Here is a 20,850-nt window from a genome sequence, read left to right on the forward strand (position 1 = left end):
GTGGGGAGATGGAAGGAACGGCATGTACGGCTGGATCTGGCGGCATCTGCCGGGGAACGTGTGGGCGAAGGCGCTCCTCTCGCTCGCACTGGTCCTGGCCGTGATCTACATCCTCTTCCAGTACGTCTTCCCGTGGGCTGAACCGCTGCTGCCCTTCAACGATGTGACGGTGGACAACCAGTGAGTGCGCGGATTCTCGTCGTCGACAACTACGACAGCTTCGTCTTCAACCTCGTCCAGTACCTGTACCAGCTGGGTGCCGAGTGCGAGGTGCTGCGCAACGACGAGGTGTCGACGGCGCACGCCCAGGACGGCTTCGACGGCGTGCTGCTCTCGCCCGGACCGGGGACGCCGGAGCAGGCGGGCGTGTGCGTGGACATGGTCCGCCACTGCGCCTCGACCGGGGTGCCGGTCTTCGGGGTCTGCCTCGGCATGCAGTCGATGCAGGTGGCGTACGGCGGCGTGGTGGACCGGGCCCCCGAGCTGCTGCACGGCAAGACCTCCCCGGTGGAGCACGAGGGCAAGGGCGTCTTCGCGGGCCTGCCCTCCCCCTTCACGGCGACCCGCTACCACTCCCTGGCCGCCGAGCCGGCGACGGTCCCGGCCGAGCTGGAGGTGACGGCCCGCACGCACGACGGCATCATCATGGGTCTGCGGCACCGGGAACTCCTGGTCGAGGGCGTGCAGTTCCACCCGGAGTCGGTGCTGACCGAGCACGGTCACCGGATGCTGGCCAACTGGCTGGTCGAGTGCGGCGATCAGGGTGCCGTGGCGAGGTCGACGGGGCTCGCCCCGGTGGTGGGCAGGGCCACGGCGTGACCGCGCTGCGCCCGGAGCGCGAGACCGATGCCTCGTACGGGGATCAGTCGTACGAGGCTTCCGGTGCGCTGGCGGACTGGGGCGCGGGGGGCGCGGCGTACCAGGAGCCTTACGGGCGGCAGCACGGGCAGCCGTACGAGGAGCGGCGCGGGCAGCCGTACGGTCCTCCCCTGGACGACGAGACGATGGCGCTGCGGATCCCGGATCCGCCGCCAGGCCCGGAGAACGGGCCCATACGCGCCTCTGCGGCCTCTGCAGGCCCTTCCGGCTCCTCCGTCACCGGATCCCCGGCCGGCGGACGTGCAGCCCGCAGGAAGGCCGCCAAACGGCGTGGCGGACGTCATGGCGGCGGCCGGGAGACGGCGCCCCCGGGAGCGCCGGAGTCCGGCAGGCCGCTGTCCCGGATGGAGGCGCGGCGCCAGGCGCGACGGCGCAAACCGAGCCCGGCCGTCATCGCGAGCCGGGCGATCGGAGAGGTGTTCATCACCACCGGCGTCCTGATGCTGCTGTTCGTCACCTACCAGCTGTGGTGGACCAACGTCCGCGCCCATGCGCAGGCGGGCAGCGAGACGCACCAGCTGCAGGACGACTGGGCCAGCGGCAAACGCAACCCGGGTGTCTTCGCGCCGGGGCAGGGCTTCGCCATCCTGCACATCCCCAAGCTGGACGTGGTCGCGCCGATAGCCGAGGGCGTCAGCAACGCGAAGGTGCTCGACAAGGGCATGGTGGGGCACTACGGCGAGCCCCCGCTGAAGACGGCGATGCCCGGTGACAAGACCGGCAACTTCGGCCTCGCCGCCCACCGCAACACGCACGGTGAGCCGTTCCGGTACATCAACAAGCTCACACCCGGCGACCCGGTCGTGGTGGAGACGCAGGACACGTACTTCGTGTACAAGGTGACCTCGACGCTGCCGGTGACACCGCCGGACAACACCAGCGTGCTGAATCCCGTCCCGAAGGGATCGGGTTTCACCGGACCCGGCCGCTACATCACCCTCACCACCTGCACGCCGGAGTTCACGAGCAAGTACCGGCTGATCGTCTGGGGCAAGATGGTCGAGGAACGCCCGCGTAGCAAGGGCAAGCCGGACGCGCTCATCGAGTAGGGCATCGAGCAGGGCTGAAGCGAGTAAGGGCAAAGGCAGAGGAAACTGTGGCAGCGACCGCCGACGACACCGAAGAACACACGGACGCGTCCGACTCGAACCCCGCCCCGCCCGGCCGGCGCCCCGGCCGTATCGCCACGGCGGTCAGCGTGTTCGGTGAACTCCTCATCACCGCAGGCCTGTTGCTCGCCCTGTTCGTCGTCTACTCACTCTGGTGGACGAACGTGATAGCGGATCGCAAGGCCGACAAGCAGGCCCACCAGGTGCGCGACCACTGGGCGCACTCGACGGATGCCGGGCCGGGCGCGCTGGACACCAAGGACGGCATCGGCTTCCTGCACGTCCCGTCGATGAGGAACGGCGAGGTGCTGGTCGAGAAGGGCACGGGTACGGACGTCCTCAACGACGGCGTGGCCGGCTACTACACGGACCCGGTCAAGGCGGCCCTCCCCATGACCGGCAAGACGGGCAACTTCACCCTCGCCGCCCACCGCGACGGGCACGGCGCGAAGTTCCACAACATCGACAAGGTGCGGATGGGCGACCCGATCGTCTTCGAGACCCGGGACGACTGGTACGTCTACAAGGTCTACTCGATCCTGCCGGAGACCTCGAAGTACAACGTCAAGGTTCTCTCCCAGGTCCCGAAGGAGTCCGGCAAGAAGAGACCGGGCCACTACATCACCCTGACGACCTGCACGCCCGTCTACACCTCGGAATACCGCTACGTGGTCTGGGGCGAACTGGTCCGGGTCGAGAAGGTCGACAGCAAGCGGACACCGCCGAGGGAACTGCGCTGATCTGACCGCGAACGTGAGGGGGCCCCTGCCGGTGCGTTCCGGCAGGGGCCCCCTCGTGTGCACGGGGCGTCAGCCGTTGTTGCCGCCGAGGAAGCCGCCGTTGTCGTTGTTGCCGCCGCCGAGGTCCAGGGTGGTCAGAACGATCTGGGTGCTGCCCGGATCGGCCTGGGTTCCTGCCGGCGGGGTCTGCTGGAGGACCCGCGCCTTGTCGTCGTTCGGTCCGTTGACCTGGATGTTCGTGTAGCCGCTCTGCTGCAGGATCTGCTGGGCCTGCTTCAGCGTCTGGCCCGTCACGCTCGGCACCTGGCCCTGCGTCTGCTGGCCCTGCTGGAACTGGCCGACGGTGAGGGTGATGGGCGTGTTCTTGTTGACCTGCTCGCCCGGCTGCGGGTTGCTCCCGGTGACCTTGCCGTCCTCGTCCTGGTTGGTCGTGGGCGTGTTGCTGCAGGTCGGGGAGAGGCCCAGCTGGGCCAGCTCGGTCTTGGCGTCGTCACAGGACTTGCCGACGAGGTCGTTGGGAACGGTGACCTTGTCCGCGGGCTTGGCGACCGTCAGGGTGATCGTGGTGCCCTTCTGCCTGCTCGCGCCGCCCTTCGGGTCCTGGTCGATGACCACGTCGGGCGTCCGGTCCGACACCTGCGTCTGCTTCTCGACGTTGAACCCCTTCTCCTTCAGCTGGGACTCGGCGTCGGAGAACGGGGCGCCGCGGACGTCCGGGACGGTGACCCTGGGCGCGCCGGTCGACACGGTCAGGTCGACCGTGGTGCCCTTGGCCACATCCGTCTTGGCCGCCGGGTTCTGGTCGCAGACGTTGCCCTTGGCCTGGTCGTCGCAGGGCTTCCGGGTGATCGACACCTTCAGGCCGACGTTCTCGGCCATCTTCCTGGCCGTCTTCTCGGGCTGGCTGACGAACGACGGCACCGGCACCTTGTCGTCCCCGGTGTTGTGGTCGCTCGCCACCCACTTCCCGATCAGGATGGCGCCGATCAGGACCAGGATGCCCGCGACCACCAGCAGGATCGTGGAGGTGTTGGACTTCTTCTGCTGACGCCCACGGCGGCCGGGGCCGTCGTCGTAGCCGTAGCCGCCGTCGTCCGGGTTCATCGGCGGCAGCATGCTCGTGGCGCCCGCGCCGGCATCGGGGCGCAGGGCCGTCGTCGGCTGGTCGTCGGGGTAGCCGCCGTAGCCCACCGCGCCCATCGCGGCCGTCGCGGCGACCGGCTGGCCGTCCAGGCAGGCCTCGATGTCGGCGCGCATCTCGTCGGCCGACTGGTAGCGGTAGTTCGGGTCCTTGACCAGCGCCTTCAGGACGATCGCGTCCATCTCCGGAGTGATTTCCGGGTCGAAGACGGACGGCGGCTGGGGCTCCTCGCGGACGTGCTGGTAGGCCACTGCCACCGGGGAGTCGCCGACGAAGGGGGGTCGTACCGTCAGCAGCTCGTACAGGAGGCAACCCGTCGAGTACAGGTCCGAGCGGGCGTCCACCTGCTCGCCCTTCGCCTGTTCCGGCGACAGGTACTGGGCCGTGCCGATGACCGCCGCCGTCTGGGTCATGGTCATGCCGGCGTCGCCCATGGCACGGGCGATGCCGAAGTCCATCACCTTGACCTGACCGTTGCGGGTCAGCATGACGTTGGCCGGCTTGATGTCGCGGTGGACGATGCCGTTGCGGTGGGCGTACTCCAGGCCCTGGAGGATGCCGATGGTCATCTCCATCGCGCGCTCGGGCAGGAGTTTGCGGCCGGAGTGAAGAAGCTCACGGAGCGTGGAGCCGTCGACGTACTCCATGACGATGTACGGGATCGAGACCCCGTCGATGTAGTCCTCGCCCGTGTCGTAGACCGCGACGATCGCGGGGTGGTTGAGCGAGGCGGCCGACTGGGCCTCCCGGCGGAACCGGGCCTGGAAGGAAGGGTCGCGTGCCAGGTCGGCGCGCAGGGTCTTCACTGCCACGGTGCGGCCGAGGCGGGTGTCATGCGCGAGGTAGACCTCGGCCATGCCACCACGGCCGAGCACCTGGCCCAGCTCGTACCGGCCGCCGAGGCGACGCGGCTCTTCCATAGCTACCTACCAGCCCTCTCCGTCGGTCCCGGCCGCACAGGCATGTGCGGCCGGAGGCTGCCGTCCGGGCCTACCGTACCCGGCTCGCTTTGTGTGACCTGGCCAAGCCCGTAACCCGATACAGGACCGGTATCGCAACGTGCAGCGATGTGAAGGGGACGTGATGGGGGTCACTTTTTGGAGTTGATGACCGCGTTCATGACGTTCTTCGCGATCGGTGCGGCCAGGCCGCCACCGGAGATGTCGTCGCGGTTGGCGCTCTCGTCCTCGATCACCACGGCCACGGCGACCGGCGAGCTGCCGTCGGGCAGCTTGGCGTAGGAGATGAACCACGCGTACGGGTTGGCGCTGTTCGCCACACCGTGCTGCGCGGTACCCGTCTTGCCGCCCACGACGACGTTCGGGATCTGCGCCTTCGTGCCCGTACCCGACTTGACGACCGTCTCCATCATGCCCTGCAGGATCTGCGCGTTCGCCGGCGACAGCGGTCGGCTGAGCTCCTTCGGCTGGGTCTTCTCGACCGGGTCGACGTTGGGGGACTGCAGCTCGTCGACCATGTACGGCTGCATCAGCTTGCCGTCGTTGGCGACCGCCGAGGCGACCATGGCCATCTGCAGCGGGGTGGCGGCGGTGTTGTACTGGCCGATGGAGGACAGCGCGGTCTGGGACTTGTTCATGTTGTCGGAGAACACCGACGCGTTGGAGCGGACCGGGGTGAACTGCTCGGCGTCGAAGCCGAACTTCTTGGCCTCCTCCAGCATCTTGTCGTTGCCGAGGTCGGAGCCGACCTTGCCGAAGACGCTGTTGCAGGACAGCCGCAGCGCCTCACGCAGGCTCACGTCGCGGCACTGGATGTTGCCCTCGTTCTTCAGCGGGGTCGTGGTGCCCGGCATGATCCACGGCAGCGGCGAGTTGGTCTTCTCGTCGGCCGACTTGTACAGCCCGTTCTCCAGCGCCGCCGCCGCGGTGACCACCTTGAAGGTGGAGCCCGGCGGGTAGGTCTCGCGCAGCGCCCGGTTCAGCGTCGGGTCGGCGGGGTCGTTCTTCTTCTGGACCTTGTTCCAGTTCTTGGCGTCGGTGTTGGTGTTCCCCGAGAACGACGAGGGGTCGTACGACGGGTAGGAGGCCAGCGCCAGGATCTTGCCGGTGGACGGCTCCAGGGCGACGACCGCGCCCTTGCCGCCCCGCGACTTCAGCCCGTCGTACGCCGCCTTCTGCGCGGCCGCGTTCAGCGTGGTGACGACGTTGCCGCCCTGCCGCGGCTTGCCGGTGATCATGTCCAGGGTGTTGCGGAAGAAGAGCCGGTCGTCGTTGCCGGTGAGGATGCCGTCCTCGATCTTCTCCAGCTGGTTGGCGTCGAAGGCCTGCGAGGAGTAGCCGGTGACCGGGGCCCACATGGGCCCGTCCTTGTAGGTCCGCCTGTACTTGAAGTCGCCGCTCTTGGACTCGACGGAACCGGTTATCGGGTTGCCGTCGACGATGATGTCGCCGCGCGGGTGGGCGTAGCGCTCGATGGCGACCCGGCGGTTGTCCTTCTGGCCCGCCAGCTCGTCGGCCTTGACGTACTGGAGGTAGTTGTCACGGATCAACAGGGCCAGCACGAGAAGGCCACAGAAGATCGCGATCCGGCGCAGGGGCTTGTTCATGACGGGCGGACCACCTGGGTCATCTCGGCGTCGGGGTTGGTCGCGGGGGTGGGTGCGGGGCGCCGGGCGGTGTCGCTGATCCGGATGAGGATGCCGATCAGCGCCCAGTTGGCCAGCACGGAGGAGCCGCCGTAGGCGAGGAACGGCATGGTCATACCGGTCAGCGGGATGAGGCCCATCACACCACCGGCCACGACGAACACCTGCAGGGCGAACGCGCCGGACAGGCCGACGGCGAGCAGCTTGCCGAACGGGTCGCGGGCGGCGAGGGCGGTACGCAGGCCGCGCTCCACGATCAGGCCGTAGATCAGCAGCATCGCCATGATGCCCGCCAGGCCCAGCTCCTCACCGAAGGTCGCGAAGACGAAGTCGGAGTTCGCGGCGAACTTGATCAGGTCCGAGTGGCCCTGGCCCCAGCCGGTGCCCAGGGTGCCGCCGGAGCCGAACGCCCACAGGGACTGCTGCAGCTGGTCGGAGTGGAGGACGCCGTCGTGGGTGATCTGGCGGCTGAGCTGGTACTCGCGCATCGGGTTGAGCCAGGCGTTCACACGCGTCTGGATGTGCGACTCGAAGCTCGCCACGCCGACGGCGCCGACCGCGGACATCAGCAGACCGAAGACGATCCAGCTGGTCCGCTCGGTGGCGACGTACAGCATGATGACGAACATTCCGAAGAACAGCAGCGAGGTGCCCAGGTCGGTCTCGAAGACGAGGATGAGGATCGAGATCGCCCAGACGACCAGGATCGGACCGAGGTCACGCCCGCGCGGCAGGTACAGGCCCATGAAACGGCGGCTGGCCAGGGCCAGGGCGTCGCGCTTCACCATCAGGTACCCGGCGAAGAAGATCGCGAGGACGATCTTGGCGAACTCACCGGGCTGCAGGGAGCCCAGGCCGGGGACCCGGATCCAGATCTTGGCGCCGTAGATGTCGGCCCCGAGGCCCGGCACCAGCGGCAGGATGAGCAGGACCAGGGCACAGAACATCGAGATGTACGTGTAGCGCTGCAGGACCCGGTGGTCCTTGAGGAAGATCAGCACCGCCGAGAACATGGCGATGCCCAGCGCGGTGTACAGCAGCTGCCGGGGCGCGGACGGGGCGAAGTGGGGCAGTGACTGCAGCAGTCTCGACTGGTCCAGCCGCCAGATCACGACGAGCCCGAGCCCGTTGAGCAGGGTGGCCAGCGGCAGCAGCAGCGGGTCGGCGTAGGGCGCGAACTTCCGTACGGCGAGATGGGCGACGCCGGCCAGCAGACCGAGGCCGAGGCCGTACTCCAGCAGCCCGGCGGGCACGTGGCTGTTGATGGCCAGGCCCACGTTGGCGTAGGCGAACACCGGGATGGCCACGGCGAAGACCAGCAGGGCCAGCTCGGTGTTGCGGCGGCTCGGTGCGCCGATCGCGCCGATCGTGGACGTGTGGTGCGTCGGCGAGTTACTCGTACTGCTCATCGTGTGATGGGGCCTCTCGCGGCTCGGCTACTGCTTGCCGCACTGATCGACGACCTTCTGCTCATTCTCGGAGAGGCTCGGGCCGGGGTTCGGAGTGGGGGACGTGGACGGGGGCTTCGTCGGCGATGTCGGCGGCGTCTTGGACGACGTACCCGTCGACGGGTTCGGCGTCGGTGATGCCTTGGACGTGAAGGCCGTACGGGTGGTTCCCGTGGTGCCTCCCGCCTCGCCCTGGCCCGTCTTCGCGTTCCGCTCGGACTCGGCGGCCTGGCGCTCCGCCTGCTTCTTGCACGCGGAGGCCTGCACGGACAGTGCCTTGATCTTCGCCTGCGCCTGCGGCAGACCACCCGCGGTGATCGTGGCCTTCACCTGCTTCTGCTGGTAGGGCGGCAGGTACTTGAGTTCGATCTCGGGGTGGTCCTTCTCCACCTTGGACAGCGACACCCAGGCAAGGTCCTGGCTGATCCCCCGGTACAGCGCCACGTGCTCGTCCTTGGTGCCGACGTAGTACTGCGTCTGCGTCCAGCGGTAGCCGCCGTAGAGGCCGCCGCCGATGACGGCGAGGGCGAGGACGGAGTAGAAGGATCTCTTCAGCCACCTGCCCCGACCGCGCGGCTTGGTCAGCTCGCCGTCGGCGTAGTCGCCGAAGCTGCCGGCCGGGACGTAGCCCGTGGTGTCGCCGGAGCCGGGCGGGCCGAACTCGCCGCCGCCGTGCCCATGGCCCTGCCGGCCCAGGTGCGAGGCGCGGCCGGCCGGCGTCTGCATGATGCCGTTGTCGTGCAGGTGGAGCTGGTTCTCCGCGACGGCACCGACCACCAGCGGCTGGTCCGACAGCTGCCCGGCCATGGTGTCACCGGTGTCCAGGTCGAGGACGTCGGCGACGATGACCGTGATGTTGTCGGGGCCGCCGCCGCGCAGCGCGAGCTGGATCAGCTCCTGCACGGTCTCCTGCGGACCCTGGTAGCTGGCGAGGGTCTCCTCGATCGTCTGGTGGGAGACGACGGCGGACAGACCGTCCGAGCAGATCAGATAGCGGTCGCCGGCCCGGACCTCGCGGATGGACAGGTCGGGCTCGACATGGTCACCGCTGCCGAGGGCGCGCATCAGCAGCGACCGCTGCGGATGCGTCGTGGCCTCCTCCTCGGTGATCCGGCCCTCGTCCACCAGCCGCTGCACCCAGGTGTGGTCCTGGGTGATCTGGGTGAGGACGCCGTCACGCAGCAGATAGGCGCGCGAGTCGCCGACGTGCACCAGGCCGAGCCGCTGCCCGGTCCACAGCAGCGCGGTGAGGGTGGTGCCCATGCCCTCCAGCTGGGGGTCCTCCTCGACCATGGCGCGCAGCTGGTCGTTGGCGCGCTGCACGGCCTGGCCCAGCGAGGTGAGGATGTCGGAGCCGGGCACGTCGTCGTCGAGCGTGACCAGGGTGGAGATCACCTCGGAGGAGGCGACCTCGCCGGCGGCCTGGCCGCCCATGCCGTCCGCGATCGCGAGCAGCCGGGGACCGGCGTAACCGGAGTCCTCGTTGCCCTCGCGGATCATGCCTTTGTGCGATCCGGCGGCAAAGCGCAGTGACAGACTCATGCGCACCTCGCCCGTCGGCTCCGAATGCAGCCGGTCGTGTCGAGCCACACTGCCCACCCTCCGGTCGGGAGCGCGCCGGCGGCCGGGTGGCGGCCTGCCGCTGCGTGCTCGCTCCGCTCGCGCTCACTCATGATGTAGCACTACTTCCGCAGCTCGATGACGGTCTTGCCGATGCGGATCGGCGCGCCCAGCGGGATCGGCGTGGGAGTCGTCAGCCGGGACCGGTCCAAGTAGGTGCCGTTGGTGGAACCCAGGTCCTCGACGATCCACTGGCCGTCGCGGTCCGGGTAGATCCTGGCATGCCGGCTGGAGGCGTAGTCGTCGTCCAGCACGATCGTGGAGTCGTGCGCCCGGCCCAGAGTGATGGTCTGGCCCTGCAGCGCGACCGTGGTGCCGGTCAGTGTGCCTTCGCTCACGACCAGCTTGGTGGGGGCGTTGCGGCCGCGTCGGCCGCCGCCCTGCTGGCCGCGCTGCTGGCCCCGCTGCTGCGGGGGCGCGGCGGCCTGCTGCCGGGGCGCCTGCTGCTGGCGTCCGGCCTCCCTACGCGATCCGCGCTGGGTGACGCGCGTACCGAACAGGTCGCTCCGGATGACCTGCACGGCCACGATCACGAACAGCCACAGTACGGCCAGGAAACCCAGCCGCATGACCGTGAGGGTCAGCTCTGACATTGCCCCCGCTTCACCCTTCGGCTTGCCTATAGATAACGGTGGTACTGCCCACGACGATCCGCGAGCCGTCGCGGAGCGTAGCGCGGGTGGTGTGCTGCCCGTCCACCACGATGCCGTTGGTGGAGCCGAGATCCTGGATCGTCGAGGGCGTTCCGGTCCGGATCTCGCAGTGCCTGCGGGAGACGCCGGGGTCGTCGATCCGCACGTCGGCGTCGGTGCTGCGACCCAGCACCAGCGTCGGGCGGGAGATCTGGTGGCGGGTGCCGTTGATCTCGATCCAGTAGCGGGTGCGCCCGCCGCTCATCGGAGCGGCCGCGGGCCGCTGGGTGGCGGGCTGCGGGTAGCCGTAACCGCCGGGGCGGGCGCCCGGCGGCGGCGCGGACGGCATCGGGGGTGCGCCGGCGGGCGCGCTGGGCGCATAGCCCGGGCCGCCGCCCGGGGCGCCACCCTGTCCGCCGCCCGGGGCGCCCTGCGCGGGGCGGCCCGGAGCCGGGGCCCCGGGGGCCTGCTGGCTGCTGGAGGAGGCGAGGGTGCGCGAGCGCACCCGGTACAGGCCGGTGTCCAGGTCGTCGGCCTTCTCCAGGTTGACCTTGATGGGGCCCATGAACGTGTAGCGCTGCTGCTTGGCGTAGTCGCGCACCATGCCGGCCAGCTCGTCGCCGAGCTGTCCCGAGTAGGGGCTGAGGCGCTCGTGGTCCGGCGCGCTCAGCTCCACGATGAAGTCGTTCGGTACGACGGTCCGGTCGCGGTTCCAGATCGTGGCGTTGTTGTCGCACTCGCGCTGGAGTGCGCCGGCGATCTCCACGGGCTGGACCTCGGACTTGAAGACCTTGGCGAAGGTGCCGTTCACCAGACCTTCGAGACGCTGCTCGAACTTCTTCAGGACTCCCATGGGGCACCTCCTCCGTCCCTGCCGTTGACTTGCCCTGTTGTGTGCGCTGCCTTGCCCGGTGGTGCTGGTACTGCTTACTGATCGTATCTACGCGCCGGGCAAACAGCCGGTTCCCCCAGCGACTCCCCTTCGAACTCCCGGCGGGCACTCCTGCTGCCATGGATCGTAGAGGCGGGCGAAGACCAGTGTCCCGCACCCGGCTGTGGACCCGGCCCGCCTCCGGGGGAGATGCCCGGGACCGGTACGAGGTTGATACGCGAAGCGGGTCTCCCTGATACCTGGGAGGCGGATGCGGTGGTCCGGGGCCGGGCGCGGCGGGCGCGGGGCCGCCCGGTGGCGGGCGGTGGCGGGCGGGAAGGGATGTGAACCCACCCCGTACGACGTGCTAATGTTCTGGGTGTCGGAAGGGGCCAGCCCGAAAGGGCCGGAAACGGAAGACACACCCAATGCGCGGGTGGCGGAATAGGCAGACGCGCTGGATTCAGGTTCCAGTGCCCGCAAGGGCGTGGGGGTTCAACTCCCCCCTCGCGCACAGAGAAACCGATGAACGGGTCTCTGCGGTGACGGAAGTCACCGCAGGGGCCCGTTTCTCGTTGTGCGCGGTTTTGTGGTTGTGTATGGGTTTTGTGGTTGTGTACGGGTTTGTGATGGATCGCACAGCGTGGACAGCCTCGCGGACACCTGACCCGTGACGTATGTCACGGGCGGGGCCAGGGGGTTTGCCCCCGGCGCTGCCGTGCCGACCGCTTCCTCCCCAACCCGCCACCGCACCATGGCGAGGGTGCTTCAGGGACCACCAGCCGGACCTGACCCGGCGTCGGCCCGGCGTCGCGCATCGTTTTCACGGCGTCGACCCCTCGCTTTCCCGGCGTCGGTCCAGCGTCTTCCCGGCGTCGACCCATCGCTTTCCCGGCGTCGACCCGGGGGCGAGGGCGGTGCGGTGAGGGCCGTGCGGCGAAAGCGCCACGACGAGGCGCCGCGGGCTTTCCCCAGGCGGCGAGTTGTCCACAGGGTCTGACACGTCTTCGTGACCAGCTGTACGGTCTCCACGAGTTGATGTTCGAGCCGGGCTGCGGACCGGCGTGGGGTTCGGGGGAGGCGGTCACGGTGACCGAAGCCGGTGCGCACGTACGAGTGGCCGAGGCGGAGGACGACGGCGCGGTGGCACGCCGGCTGCCCCGGATGCGCGGATTCGCCGCATGGCCCGCACACGGCACACCCAAGGACGAGGGCAAGGCACTCCGTCAGAGCGTGCCGCGCAGCGCCCACCACACCCTCGACCTCGACGCCTCCCGCCCCGACGCGGTGACCGCGGTCGAGGAGTCCAACGCCGGCCGCATCCCCGAACTGACACCGATCCGGGTGGGCCGGATGGCGGCCACCCCCTTCGCCTTCCTCCGCGGCTCGGCCGGACTCATGGCCTACGACCTGGCCCGCACCCCCATGACCCGGATCGCCGCCCAGATATGCGGAGACGCCCACGCGGCCAACTTCGGCCTCTACGGCGACGCCCGCGGCGACCTCGTCATCGACCTCAACGACTTCGACGAGACCGTCCACGGCCCCTGGGAATGGGACCTGAAGCGGCTCGCGACCTCCCTGGTGCTCGCCGGACGGGAGGCCGGCGCCGACGAGGACACCTGCCGCGCGGCAGCACACGACACGGTCGGTGCCTACCGTCGCACCATGCGCCTGCTGGCCAAGCTCCCCGTGCTCGACGCCTGGAACGCCATCACGGACGAGGAACTCGTCTCCCACACCGACGCCCACGACCTCCTCGGCACCCTGCAGCGGGTCTCGGAGAAGGCCCGCGCCAACACCAGCGGCCGGTTCGCGGCGAAATCGACCGAAGTGGTCCAGGACGGCGGACGCCGCTTCGTGGACGCGGCGCCGGTACTCCGCCGCATACCGGACGCCGAGGCCCACACGGTCGCCGCGTCCCTGGAGTCGTACGTCCACACCCTCAGCGAGGACCGGCACCCCCTGCTCGCCCGCCACGCCGTGCACGACGTGGCCTTCCGGGTCGTCGGCACCGGCAGCGTCGGCACCCGCTCCTACGTCGTGCTGCTCCTCGACCACCGCGAGCAGCCGCTGGTGCTCCAGGTGAAGGAGGCCCGGCCCTCCGCCCTCGTCCCGCACCTGGCCACGGCAGGGTTCGAGACACCACCGGTGGAGCACGAGGGCCGCCGCGTGGTCCTCGGACAGAAGCGCATGCAGGTCGTCAGCGACATCCTGCTCGGCTGGACGACCGTCGACGGGCGCCCCTTCCAGGTCCGCCAGTTCCGCAACCGCAAGGGCAGCGTCGACCCCGCCGCCCTCGCCGCCGACCAGATCGACGACTACGGCCGCATGACCGGCGCCCTGCTGGCCCGCGCCCACTCCCACAGCGCCGACCCGCGGCTGATCGCCGGCTACTGCGGAAAGAACGAGGAGCTGGACGAGGCGATCGCCACATTCGCCGTCGCCTACGCCGACCGCACGGAAGCGGACCACAACGAGCTGGTCACGGCGATCCGGGCGGGCCGGATCGAGGCGGAGCACGGCGTGTGAGATACCGCCACGTATGTGGGGTGGCGCCCGGCGCGTGAGGGGCCGTCCGGCGTGTGAGGTGGCGGTCGGCGTGTGAGGTGACGCCCGGTATGTGAGAGGCCGCCCGACGCTGTGCGGGGCCGGAACCGCAGGCCCGAGGGGTGCGGAACCGGACGCGACGTGCGGAACCGGACCCGATGCGGAGCCGGACCAGACGTGGGGAGCCGCAGCGCGGCGGAACCGGACGCGACGTGCAGAACCGGACCCGATGCGAAGCCGGAGCCGACGCGTGGAGCCGGACCAGACGTGGGGAGCCGGATCCGACGTCCGGCTCTGCCGCGCGGCGGAACGGGACCGGGCTACGGCTCTGCCGCGCGGCCGCCGGCCACCACCACCGCCCCGCCCCCCGGGCGGACGGCCGGCCCCCGGTTCCGCGGTGACCCACCGCACCCCCGGACCGGGCCGGCGCAGCGGCTACGCTGGGCGCGTGGTGAGCACTCCGGAAGCCGAACAGGCCCCGCGGCCCGAGGAACGGCTCGAGCAGGCCGTCCGGGCTGCCGAGCAGGCATTGATCGAGTACGAGATCGCCGTCGAGACGTTCCGAGTCGAGGTCGAGAACTTCTCCCGGCTGCACGAGCAGAGACTCGGCCCGCTCTACCTCCGCATCGAGGAGCTCGACGCCGAGATCGCCGAGGCGAAGGCCGCACGCACCGGCGACCCGGAGGACATCCGCCGGGCCGAGGAGGCCCGCGCCCGGGTGCTGCCGATCCCCGGCGTGGAGGACGTGCTGCACGGCTGGATGGACGGTCACGGCCTGTTCCCGGAAGCCGCCGCCATGCTGACCGACCAGGCCGTACGACCCCCCGAGCGGGTCCGGCCCAGCGAGGAGGCCCGCAAGCTCTACCGCGAGCTGGCCCGCAAGTCCCACCCCGACCTCGCCCAGGACGAGGACGAGCGCCGGCGCCGTGAGGAATTCCTCACCCGCGTCAACGCCGCCTACGCCCGCGGTGACGAGACCCTCCTGACGGAACTGGCCGAGGAGTGGGCGGCCGGCCCGGTACCACCCGAGCGGCATCCCAGCCCCGCCGAGGAGCTGTACGCCCGCCTCGAATGGCTCGCCCAGCGCAAGGAACTGCTCACCCTCGTCGCCCGCGAACTGGAGGAGGGCGCGATCGCCGGCCTGCTCCGGCTCGCCCCGGACGACCCCGACGGGCTGCTCGACGAGATCGGCGCCAGGCTGCGCGCCGACATCGCCCAGCGGGAGGCGGAACTGGCGGCCCTGTCGGCGCAGGACTGAGCAGCACGGCGCCTCCGGTCACGCCCAGGGCCTTCAGGTAGCGTCGGAGACATGAACTTCGCAGCTCGTGTGCCCACGGTCGAGATCACGGATCTCAAGGACGGCGACTTCCTGCTGGACGTCCGCGAGGACGACGAGTGGCAGGCAGGCCACGCCGAGGGAGCCCTGCACATCCCCATGAGCGAGTTCGTGGCCCGCTACGGCGAGCTGACCGAAGCCGCCCCGCAGGACGGCCGCGTCCATGTCATCTGCCGCTCCGGGGGCCGCTCGGCGCAGGTCACCATGTATCTGGTCCAGCAGGGCATCGACGCGGCGAACGTCGACGGCGGCATGCAGGTCTGGCAGGCCGCCGGCCGCCCGGTGATCACGGAAGACGGTCAGCCCGGCTTCGTGCTGTAAGCCACCCGGCGACCCGGGACCACGCGGTCAGCCCAGGGGATGGGCGGCCAGCAGATCCCCGAGCCTCTCCTCATGCGCCGCCGCCGGGCCGAGCGCCAGCTCCAGGTGCTTGGCCCAGGCGTGATAACGGTGCAGCGGATAGTCGGTGTCGGCACCGAACCCGCCATGCAGATGCTGCGCCGTCTGCACCACCCGGCGCACCCCCTCCGCCGCCCAGATCTTCGCCACCGCCACATCCCCGGCCGCGGGCAGCGCCCCCGGCACCCCCGAGGAGATCCGCCAGGCGGCCTGCCACAGGGTCGCCTCCATGGCGCGCAGATCGATGTACCGGTCCGCGGCCTGCACGGCCACCCCCTGGAAGGTCGCGATCGGAAACCCGAACTGCTCCCGCTTGCCGGTGTACTCAGCGGTCATCCGCAGCACCCGCTCGCCCAGACCGAGCGCCAGAGCGCAGACACCCGTGGTGAGCACCGCGTGCAGCCACTCCCAGGCACCCTCGGCCTCGATGACCTCGTCCGCCCCGACCCGGACCGACGCGAGCCGCACTTCGGCCAGCCGCTCCCCGCTGGTGGACACCTGCTCGGCGAGGACCACCCCGTCCCGCTCGCGCGGTACCAGCGCGAGCACGGCCCGCGCCGCGGCCGTTCCCCCTACATGGGCCGGCACGACGACGAGATCCGCGTCGTACGCCCAGGGCACCGCCGTCTGCACCCCGTCCAGCACCCAGGCCGAGCCGTCCCGACGTGCGCCGACGGCCAGTTCGGCCGGATCGTGGCCGGTACGGCCGTGCGCCGCGACGGTCAGCACCAGCTCGCCCCGTCCGGCCCGGGCCAGCACACGCCCCGCCAGCTCCGCGCCACCGTAGGCCTGTACGGCCGCTGCCGCCGCGCTGTGCTCCAGCAACGGCACCCGGGCGAGGACCTTGGCGGACTCACGCAGCACCAGGCACAGCGCGACCGCGTCCAGTCCGGAACCGCCGTGCGCCTCGTCGAGCAGCAGACTCAGCAGGTCCGCCTCGGCCAGCCGGGACCACAGCTCCCGGTCGAAACCCTCGGCCACGGCACCGGTGGTGAGCGCCGGGCTGGGCACCGCGTCCGGCACCACGCCCGCGAACACCCCGCGCGCCGCCTCGGCCGCCGCCCGCTGCTCCTCGCTGAAGGTGAAGTCCACGGCCTGTCCCTCCGACGGTGCGGTCATCCATCTGACGGGGCGTCAAGATAGAACAGGTTCTAGGAGAAGGGAACGGGTCGGGCGGTGGTGTTCCTGGGGGCCCTCCCTCCCCCTCCCCCCTCCCTCCCCTCCCCCTCACCCCCACGCCGAGGCGCCCCCGTGCAGGCCTCAGCGGTCGAAGTCCAGCTCCACCTGCTCCGTCAGCGGATGCGACTGGCAAGCCAGTACGTATCCGGCTTCCGTCTCCTCCGCCTCCAGGGCGAAATTGCGGTCCATGCGGACCTCGCCGGAGACCAGGAAGGCGCGGCACGTCCCGCACACTCCGCCCTTGCAGGCGTAGGGCGCGTCGGGGCGGTTGCGCAGGACCGTCTCCAGCAGGGACTCGCTCTCCCGCACCGGCCAGGTGCCGCCGCGTCCGTCGAGCCGGGCCGTCACCGTGCTGTGCGCGGGCGTCCGCGTGGTGGCGGCCGGTGCCGAGCCCGCGTCCACATGGAAGATCTCCTGGTGGATGCGGGACCGGTCCACGCCGAGCTCGCGCAGCGCCTTCTCCGCGCCCTGCACCAGTCCGTACGGCCCGCACAGGAACCAGCCCGCCACGTCCCCGACCGGCAGCAGCGCGGGCAGCAGCCCGGCGATCCGCTCACGGTCGAGCCGGCCGGACGGCAGGCCCGCCTGCTGTTCCTCGCGGGAGAGCACCGTCACCAGCTGAAGGCGCTCGGGGTAGCGGTCCTTCAGGTCGGCGACCTCCTCCAGGAACATCGTCGAGGCGGCCGTGCGGTCGCTGCGTATCAGGCAGAACCGGGCCGCCGGTTCGCGGGCCAGCAGGGTGGCGACGATGGACAGCACCGGGGTGATGCCGCTGCCGCCGACGACCGCCGCGTACAGTCCCGGCGCCGGTTCCAGGGTGAAGCGGCCGGCCGGGGTCATCACCTCCAGCTCGTCGCCGGCGTTGATCTCCTTCAGCGCGTAGGGGGAGAAGGCCCCTCCTTCCACCAGCCGCACGCCCACTCTCAGCGTGTCCGGGCCGGCGCCGGCCGGATCGGGTGCGGGGGAGCAGATCGAGTACGTGCGGCGGACCTCGGTGCCGTCGACCTGCCGGCGCAGTGCCAGGTGCTGGCCGGCCGTGTGCCGGTACTCCTCGCGCAGGCCGGGCGGGACGGTGAAGGTGAGGGCGACGGAGTCGTCGGTGATCCGGTCGACCGCGGCCACCGGGAGCGGGTGGAAGCGCGCCATCACAACTCCTTGAAGTGGTCGAACGGTTCACGGCAGGCGAGGCAGCGGCGCAGGGCCTTGCACGCGGTGGAGGAGAACCTGCTCAGCAGTTCGGTGTCGGGCGAGCCGCAGTGCGGGCAGCGGACCGGTTGGGTCTCCGTCGTGTGCGTGTGGGTGCGCGTCGGGCCGAGGGACAGTGGCACCGGGCCGGAGGCGCTGTGCACGCGCGGGGGAGCGATGCCGAACTCCCGTAGTTTGCGTCGCCCTTCGGGGCTGATGTCGTCGGTCGTCCAGGCGGGCGCGAGCACCGTGCGGACCGTGACCTGGCGCATGCCGTGGGCGCGCAGCACCCGTTCGATGTCCACGCTCATCGCCTCGATGGCGGGGCAGCCGGTGTAGGTGGGGGTGAGGTCGACCTCGACGGTGTCGCTGCCGTGCAGACGTGCCGCGCGCACCACACCCAGCTCCTGGAGTGTGAGCACCGGCAGTTCGGGGTCGGGCACCGAGCCGGCCAGCTCCAGCAGTTCCTTCTCCAGGGCGGTGGCGGTCACCATGACGCCCCCGGGTGGCTGCGGTGCAGGTGCTGCATCTCGGCGAGCATCCGTCCGAACGGTTCGGTGTGCAGGCCCTGCCGGCCCGCGCCGGCCGACCAGGCGCCGGTGCGGGGGCCCTCGGGGAGGGGGATGGTGGCACGGTCGAGGACGTCTGTGACGGACTCCTGCCAGTGCGCCTCCAGGCGTGCCCAGTCGGCCTCGAGTCCTTCCACCGGCTGGAACATCTCACCGGTGAACTTCCACAGTGCCTCGCAGGCGCTGCGCATCCGCTCGTGGCTGGTCTCCGTGCCGTCGCCGAGGCGGAGCGTCCACTGCTCGGCGTGGTCGCGGTGGTAGAGGACCTCCTTGACCGCTTTCGCGGCGAGGGGGGCGAACGGGCCGTCGCCTGCGGCCAGTTCGGCGTAGAGCAGCTGCTGGTAGGTGGAGAAGTAGAGCTGGCGGGCGATCGTGTGGGCGAAGTCGCCGTTCGGCTGTTCGACCAGCTGGAGGTTGCGGAAGGCCCGCTCTTCGCGCAGGTAGGCCAGTTCGTCCTCGTCGCCGGCCAGGGACAGCAGTATCCGGGCCTGCCCGAGCAGGTCGAGGGCGATGTTGGCGAGGGCGACCTCCTCCTCCAGGACGGGGGCGTGCCCGGCCCACTCGCCCAGCCGGTGGGAGAGCACCAGGGCGTCGTCGCCGAGGGCGAGCGCGGCGGTCACCGGGACGGTGGCGGGGCCGGTGGCGGTCACAGGTGCTTCACCCCTTCCGGGATCTCGTAGAAGGTCGGGTGCCGGTAGGGCTTGTCGGCGGCCGGTTCGAAGAAGGGGTCCTTCTCGTCCGGCGAGGACGCGGTGATCGCGGCGGCCGGGACGACCCAGATCGACACGCCCTCGCCGCGGCGGGTGTACAGATCGCGGGCGTTGCGCAGGGCCAGCTCCGCGTCGGGGGCGTGCAGGCTGCCGGCGTGGGTGTGGGAGAGGCCGCGCCGGGAGCGCACGAAGACCTCCCACAGGGGCCAGTCGGTGGTGCTCATGCTCGCTGCGCTCCTGTCTCGTGTCCTGCCTCACCGGTGCCGCCTGTGCCACCGGTGTGTTTGGCCGCGTAGGCGGCGGCCGCTTCCCGCACCCATGCGCCCTCGGCGTGGGCGCGGCGGCGCTGGGTGATCCGCTGTTCGTTGCAGGGGCCGTTGCCCTTGAGGACGTCCCAGAACTCCGTCCAGTCGATCGGGCCGAATTCGTGGTGTCCGCTCTCCTCGTTCCACCGCAGGTCGGGGTCCGGGAGGGTGAGGCCGAGGGACTCGGCCTGGGGGACGCAGATGTCGACGAAGCGCTGGCGCAGTTCGTCGTTGGAGTGGCGCTTGATCTTCCACTCCATGGACTGTGCCGAGTGCTGGGACTCGTCGTCGGGCGGGCCGAACATCATCAGTGACGGCCACCACCAGCGGTCGACGGCGTCCTGTGCCATCGCGTGCTGTTGCGGGGTGCCCTTGCTCAGGGCCAGCAGCAGTTCGTAGCCCTGGCGCTGGTGGAAGGACTCCTCCTTGCAGACCCGCACCATCGCCCGGGCGTAGGGGCCGTAGGAGCAGCGGCACAGTGGCACCTGGTTGGTGATCGCGGCGCCGTCGACCAGCCAGCCGATCGCGCCGACGTCGGCCCAGGTCAGCGTCGGGTAGTTGAAGATCGAGGAGTACTTCTGGCGGCCGCTGTGCAGCTTGTCGAGGAGCTCGTCGCGGCTGGTGCCGAGGGTTTCGGCCGCGCTGTACAGGTACAGGCCGTGGCCGGCCTCGTCCTGGACCTTGGCCATCAGGATCGCCTTGCGGCGCAGGGAGGGCGCGCGAGTGATCCAGTTGGCTTCGGGCTGCATGCCGATGATCTCGGAGTGTGCGTGCTGGGCGATCTGCCGGACCAGTGTCGCCCGGTAGGCGTCGGGCATCCAGTCGCGGGGTTCGATGCGTTCGTCGGCGGCCACGGCCGCGTCGAAGGCGTGCTGGTAGGCCGCCGTGTCGACGGTGTCCGGTGCGCTGTCCGCGGTGCGGGTCGTGCGCTGCGCGGCTGCTGTGGCCATGCGGTCCCCCTGACCTCGGGCTCTTCGGTGAACCTGTCCCGACCGATCGTTCGGTCCGTGCGCATCAATGGTGTGCCGGGCCGCGGTGGGGTGTCAACCGCTGTGGAAAACTCCGCCGGGCGGCCTGTGGACAAGGGGGTCGAAAGGCGGGTACGGCCGGTGCCGCAGCCGTACCGCGTGGCGAGGACCACGGCACCTGCCCGTACCCGGGGCTGCGCCCGGCGGCCGGGGCTGAGTACCGTTCCGTGCGGACGCCGAGAGCGGCGTACGTGAAGCATGGGGCGCTCGTGGCGGCGCCGCATCACGGAGCTGAACCGCTGAGCCGAACGACTGAGCCGAAACGGGGGACGGGGCGGAATGGACGCGTACGACGAGGACCCGGAGGCGCGACCCGGCGCCGGCGGGCCGGCGGGGGCGCGTCTCCCGGAGGGCGCCCCGGTCGACAAGGACCCCCCGGTGGGTGCGCCGGCTGTGGATGCGCCCGTGAGTGCCGATACGCGGGCGACTGCGGATGCGGCCGGCCGTGAGGGTACGGTCGCGGGCGAGGACTCCCGCGACGCGAACGGTGGGCAGCCGGCCCAGCCGGCCCCGTCGACCTCGTCAGCCCTGCCGGCCCGGTCGG

At 70.6% G+C, this 20,850-nt stretch carries 19 protein-coding genes and 1 tRNA gene; 8 read left to right on the forward strand and 12 right to left on the reverse strand.

The window, feature by feature from the left end; all coding sequences use genetic code 11:
* Positions 1 to 22: 22 nt before the first annotated feature.
* From IE244_RS21705 to IE244_RS21720, 4 genes are read left to right on the forward strand one after another with little or no spacing between them, the layout of a single operon-like run.
* The gene (locus IE244_RS21705) at positions 23 to 184 is read left to right on the forward strand and encodes a hypothetical protein (protein WP_191875200.1); all 162 of its coding nucleotides are present in this window, start codon (positions 23 to 25) and stop codon (positions 182 to 184) included.
* Complete coding sequence (locus tag IE244_RS21710) at positions 181 to 819, forward strand: aminodeoxychorismate/anthranilate synthase component II (protein ID WP_191875201.1); 639 nt, start codon at positions 181 to 183, stop codon at positions 817 to 819. Before IE244_RS21705 ends, IE244_RS21710 begins: the two co-directional genes overlap by 4 nt.
* A complete protein-coding gene (locus IE244_RS21715; RefSeq protein WP_191875202.1) occupies positions 816 to 1,928 on the forward strand; it encodes a class E sortase in 1,113 nt (370 codons plus the stop codon). Before IE244_RS21710 ends, IE244_RS21715 begins: the two co-directional genes overlap by 4 nt.
* 47 nt (positions 1,929 to 1,975) lie before the next feature.
* Complete coding sequence (locus IE244_RS21720; RefSeq protein ID WP_191875203.1) at positions 1,976 to 2,728, forward strand: class E sortase; 753 nt, start codon at positions 1,976 to 1,978, stop codon at positions 2,726 to 2,728.
* A 69-nt stretch (positions 2,729 to 2,797) separates the two neighbouring features.
* Here IE244_RS21720 and pknB read toward each other — a convergent pair whose 3' ends face one another.
* The 6 genes from pknB to IE244_RS21750 all read right to left on the reverse strand — a co-directional run bounded on the left by pknB (position 2,798) and on the right by IE244_RS21750 (position 11,027).
* Positions 2,798 to 4,789 carry a Stk1 family PASTA domain-containing Ser/Thr kinase gene (gene pknB, locus IE244_RS21725; protein ID WP_191875204.1) on the reverse strand — a complete coding sequence of 664 codons (1,992 nt, stop codon included), beginning with the start codon at positions 4,787 to 4,789 and terminating at the stop codon, positions 2,798 to 2,800.
* Positions 4,790 to 4,959: 170 nt separating this feature from the next.
* Positions 4,960 to 6,435, reverse strand: a complete 1,476-nt coding sequence (locus tag IE244_RS21730; protein WP_191875205.1) for a peptidoglycan D,D-transpeptidase FtsI family protein — start codon at positions 6,433 to 6,435, stop codon at positions 4,960 to 4,962.
* The gene (locus IE244_RS21735) at positions 6,432 to 7,883 is read right to left on the reverse strand and encodes an FtsW/RodA/SpoVE family cell cycle protein (protein ID WP_191875206.1); all 1,452 of its coding nucleotides are present in this window, start codon (positions 7,881 to 7,883) and stop codon (positions 6,432 to 6,434) included. Before IE244_RS21735 ends, IE244_RS21730 begins: the two co-directional genes overlap by 4 nt.
* A 27-nt stretch (positions 7,884 to 7,910) precedes the next feature.
* Entirely contained in the window at positions 7,911 to 9,464 is a 1,554-nt protein-coding gene (locus IE244_RS21740; RefSeq protein ID WP_191875207.1) for a Stp1/IreP family PP2C-type Ser/Thr phosphatase, read from the reverse strand.
* A 140-nt stretch (positions 9,465 to 9,604) separates the two neighbouring features.
* Positions 9,605 to 10,135, reverse strand: a complete 531-nt coding sequence (locus tag IE244_RS21745; RefSeq protein ID WP_191875208.1) for an FHA domain-containing protein FhaB/FipA — start codon at positions 10,133 to 10,135, stop codon at positions 9,605 to 9,607.
* A 10-nt stretch (positions 10,136 to 10,145) separates the two neighbouring features.
* Positions 10,146 to 11,027: an FHA domain-containing protein gene (locus IE244_RS21750; protein WP_191875209.1), complete on the reverse strand. Its 882-nt coding sequence runs from the start codon at positions 11,025 to 11,027 to the stop codon at positions 10,146 to 10,148.
* A 448-nt stretch (positions 11,028 to 11,475) separates the two neighbouring features.
* Here IE244_RS21750 and IE244_RS21755 point away from each other — a divergent pair.
* The 4 genes from IE244_RS21755 to IE244_RS21770 all read left to right on the forward strand — a co-directional run bounded on the left by IE244_RS21755 (position 11,476) and on the right by IE244_RS21770 (position 15,252).
* A tRNA-Leu gene (locus tag IE244_RS21755) sits at positions 11,476 to 11,559 on the forward strand.
* Between the two features lie 524 nt (positions 11,560 to 12,083).
* Positions 12,084 to 13,577 carry a DUF2252 domain-containing protein gene (locus tag IE244_RS21760; protein ID WP_191875210.1) on the forward strand — a complete coding sequence of 498 codons (1,494 nt, stop codon included), beginning with the start codon at positions 12,084 to 12,086 and terminating at the stop codon, positions 13,575 to 13,577.
* A 469-nt stretch (positions 13,578 to 14,046) separates the two neighbouring features.
* Positions 14,047 to 14,853 carry a hypothetical protein gene (locus IE244_RS21765; protein WP_191875301.1) on the forward strand — a complete coding sequence of 269 codons (807 nt, stop codon included), beginning with the start codon at positions 14,047 to 14,049 and terminating at the stop codon, positions 14,851 to 14,853.
* Between the two features lie 69 nt (positions 14,854 to 14,922).
* Positions 14,923 to 15,252, forward strand: a complete 330-nt coding sequence (locus IE244_RS21770) for a rhodanese-like domain-containing protein (protein ID WP_191875300.1) — start codon at positions 14,923 to 14,925, stop codon at positions 15,250 to 15,252.
* Between the two features lie 27 nt (positions 15,253 to 15,279).
* Here the strand turns inward: IE244_RS21770 and IE244_RS21775 are convergent, their stop codons facing one another.
* From IE244_RS21775 to paaA, 6 genes are all read right to left on the reverse strand, one after another.
* The gene (locus IE244_RS21775; RefSeq protein WP_191875302.1) at positions 15,280 to 16,422 is read right to left on the reverse strand and encodes an acyl-CoA dehydrogenase family protein; all 1,143 of its coding nucleotides are present in this window, start codon (positions 16,420 to 16,422) and stop codon (positions 15,280 to 15,282) included.
* Between the two features lie 168 nt (positions 16,423 to 16,590).
* Positions 16,591 to 17,655, reverse strand: coding sequence for a 2Fe-2S iron-sulfur cluster-binding protein (locus IE244_RS21780; RefSeq protein ID WP_191875211.1), 1,065 nt, complete (start codon positions 17,653 to 17,655; stop codon positions 16,591 to 16,593).
* Positions 17,655 to 18,188, reverse strand: a complete 534-nt coding sequence (gene paaD / locus IE244_RS21785; RefSeq protein ID WP_191875212.1) for a 1,2-phenylacetyl-CoA epoxidase subunit PaaD — start codon at positions 18,186 to 18,188, stop codon at positions 17,655 to 17,657. Before paaD ends, IE244_RS21780 begins: the two co-directional genes overlap by 1 nt.
* Positions 18,182 to 18,913 (reverse strand): 1,2-phenylacetyl-CoA epoxidase subunit PaaC, encoded by a 732-nt coding sequence (gene paaC / locus IE244_RS21790; protein WP_191875213.1) that lies wholly within the window; start codon positions 18,911 to 18,913, stop codon positions 18,182 to 18,184. The genes paaD and paaC overlap by 7 nt, the downstream gene beginning before the upstream one ends.
* Complete coding sequence (gene paaB / locus IE244_RS21795; RefSeq protein WP_014673816.1) at positions 18,910 to 19,197, reverse strand: 1,2-phenylacetyl-CoA epoxidase subunit PaaB; 288 nt, start codon at positions 19,195 to 19,197, stop codon at positions 18,910 to 18,912. The genes paaC and paaB overlap by 4 nt, the downstream gene beginning before the upstream one ends.
* Positions 19,194 to 20,228 carry a 1,2-phenylacetyl-CoA epoxidase subunit PaaA gene (paaA, locus tag IE244_RS21800; RefSeq protein WP_191875214.1) on the reverse strand — a complete coding sequence of 345 codons (1,035 nt, stop codon included), beginning with the start codon at positions 20,226 to 20,228 and terminating at the stop codon, positions 19,194 to 19,196. The genes paaB and paaA overlap by 4 nt, the downstream gene beginning before the upstream one ends.
* Positions 20,229 to 20,850 lie beyond the last annotated feature (622 nt).

The sequence above is a fragment of the Streptomyces filipinensis genome (genome assembly GCF_014649495.1).
GTDB classification, from domain to species: Bacteria; Actinomycetota; Actinomycetes; order Streptomycetales; family Streptomycetaceae; genus Streptomyces; species Streptomyces filipinensis.

Coding starts and splice junctions, on each gene's coding strand:
- IE244_RS21745 (WP_191875208.1), bottom strand. CDS start 10,135: ATGTCAGAGCTGACCCTCACGGTCATGCGGCTGGGTTTCCTGGCCGTA.
- paaB (WP_014673816.1), bottom strand. CDS start 19,197: ATGAGCACCACCGACTGGCCCCTGTGGGAGGTCTTCGTGCGCTCCCGG.
- paaD (WP_191875212.1), bottom strand. CDS start 18,188: ATGGTGACCGCCACCGCCCTGGAGAAGGAACTGCTGGAGCTGGCCGGC.
- IE244_RS21740 (WP_191875207.1), bottom strand. CDS start 9,464: ATGAGTCTGTCACTGCGCTTTGCCGCCGGATCGCACAAAGGCATGATC.
- pknB (WP_191875204.1), bottom strand. CDS start 4,789: ATGGAAGAGCCGCGTCGCCTCGGCGGCCGGTACGAGCTGGGCCAGGTG.
- IE244_RS21735 (WP_191875206.1), bottom strand. CDS start 7,883: ATGAGCAGTACGAGTAACTCGCCGACGCACCACACGTCCACGATCGGC.
- IE244_RS21780 (WP_191875211.1), bottom strand. CDS start 17,655: ATGGCGCGCTTCCACCCGCTCCCGGTGGCCGCGGTCGACCGGATCACC.
- IE244_RS21750 (WP_191875209.1), bottom strand. CDS start 11,027: ATGGGAGTCCTGAAGAAGTTCGAGCAGCGTCTCGAAGGTCTGGTGAAC.
- IE244_RS21730 (WP_191875205.1), bottom strand. CDS start 6,435: ATGAACAAGCCCCTGCGCCGGATCGCGATCTTCTGTGGCCTTCTCGTG.
- IE244_RS21705 (WP_191875200.1), top strand. CDS start 23: ATGTACGGCTGGATCTGGCGGCATCTGCCGGGGAACGTGTGGGCGAAG.
- IE244_RS21760 (WP_191875210.1), top strand. CDS start 12,084: ATGTTCGAGCCGGGCTGCGGACCGGCGTGGGGTTCGGGGGAGGCGGTC.
- paaA (WP_191875214.1), bottom strand. CDS start 20,228: ATGGCCACAGCAGCCGCGCAGCGCACGACCCGCACCGCGGACAGCGCA.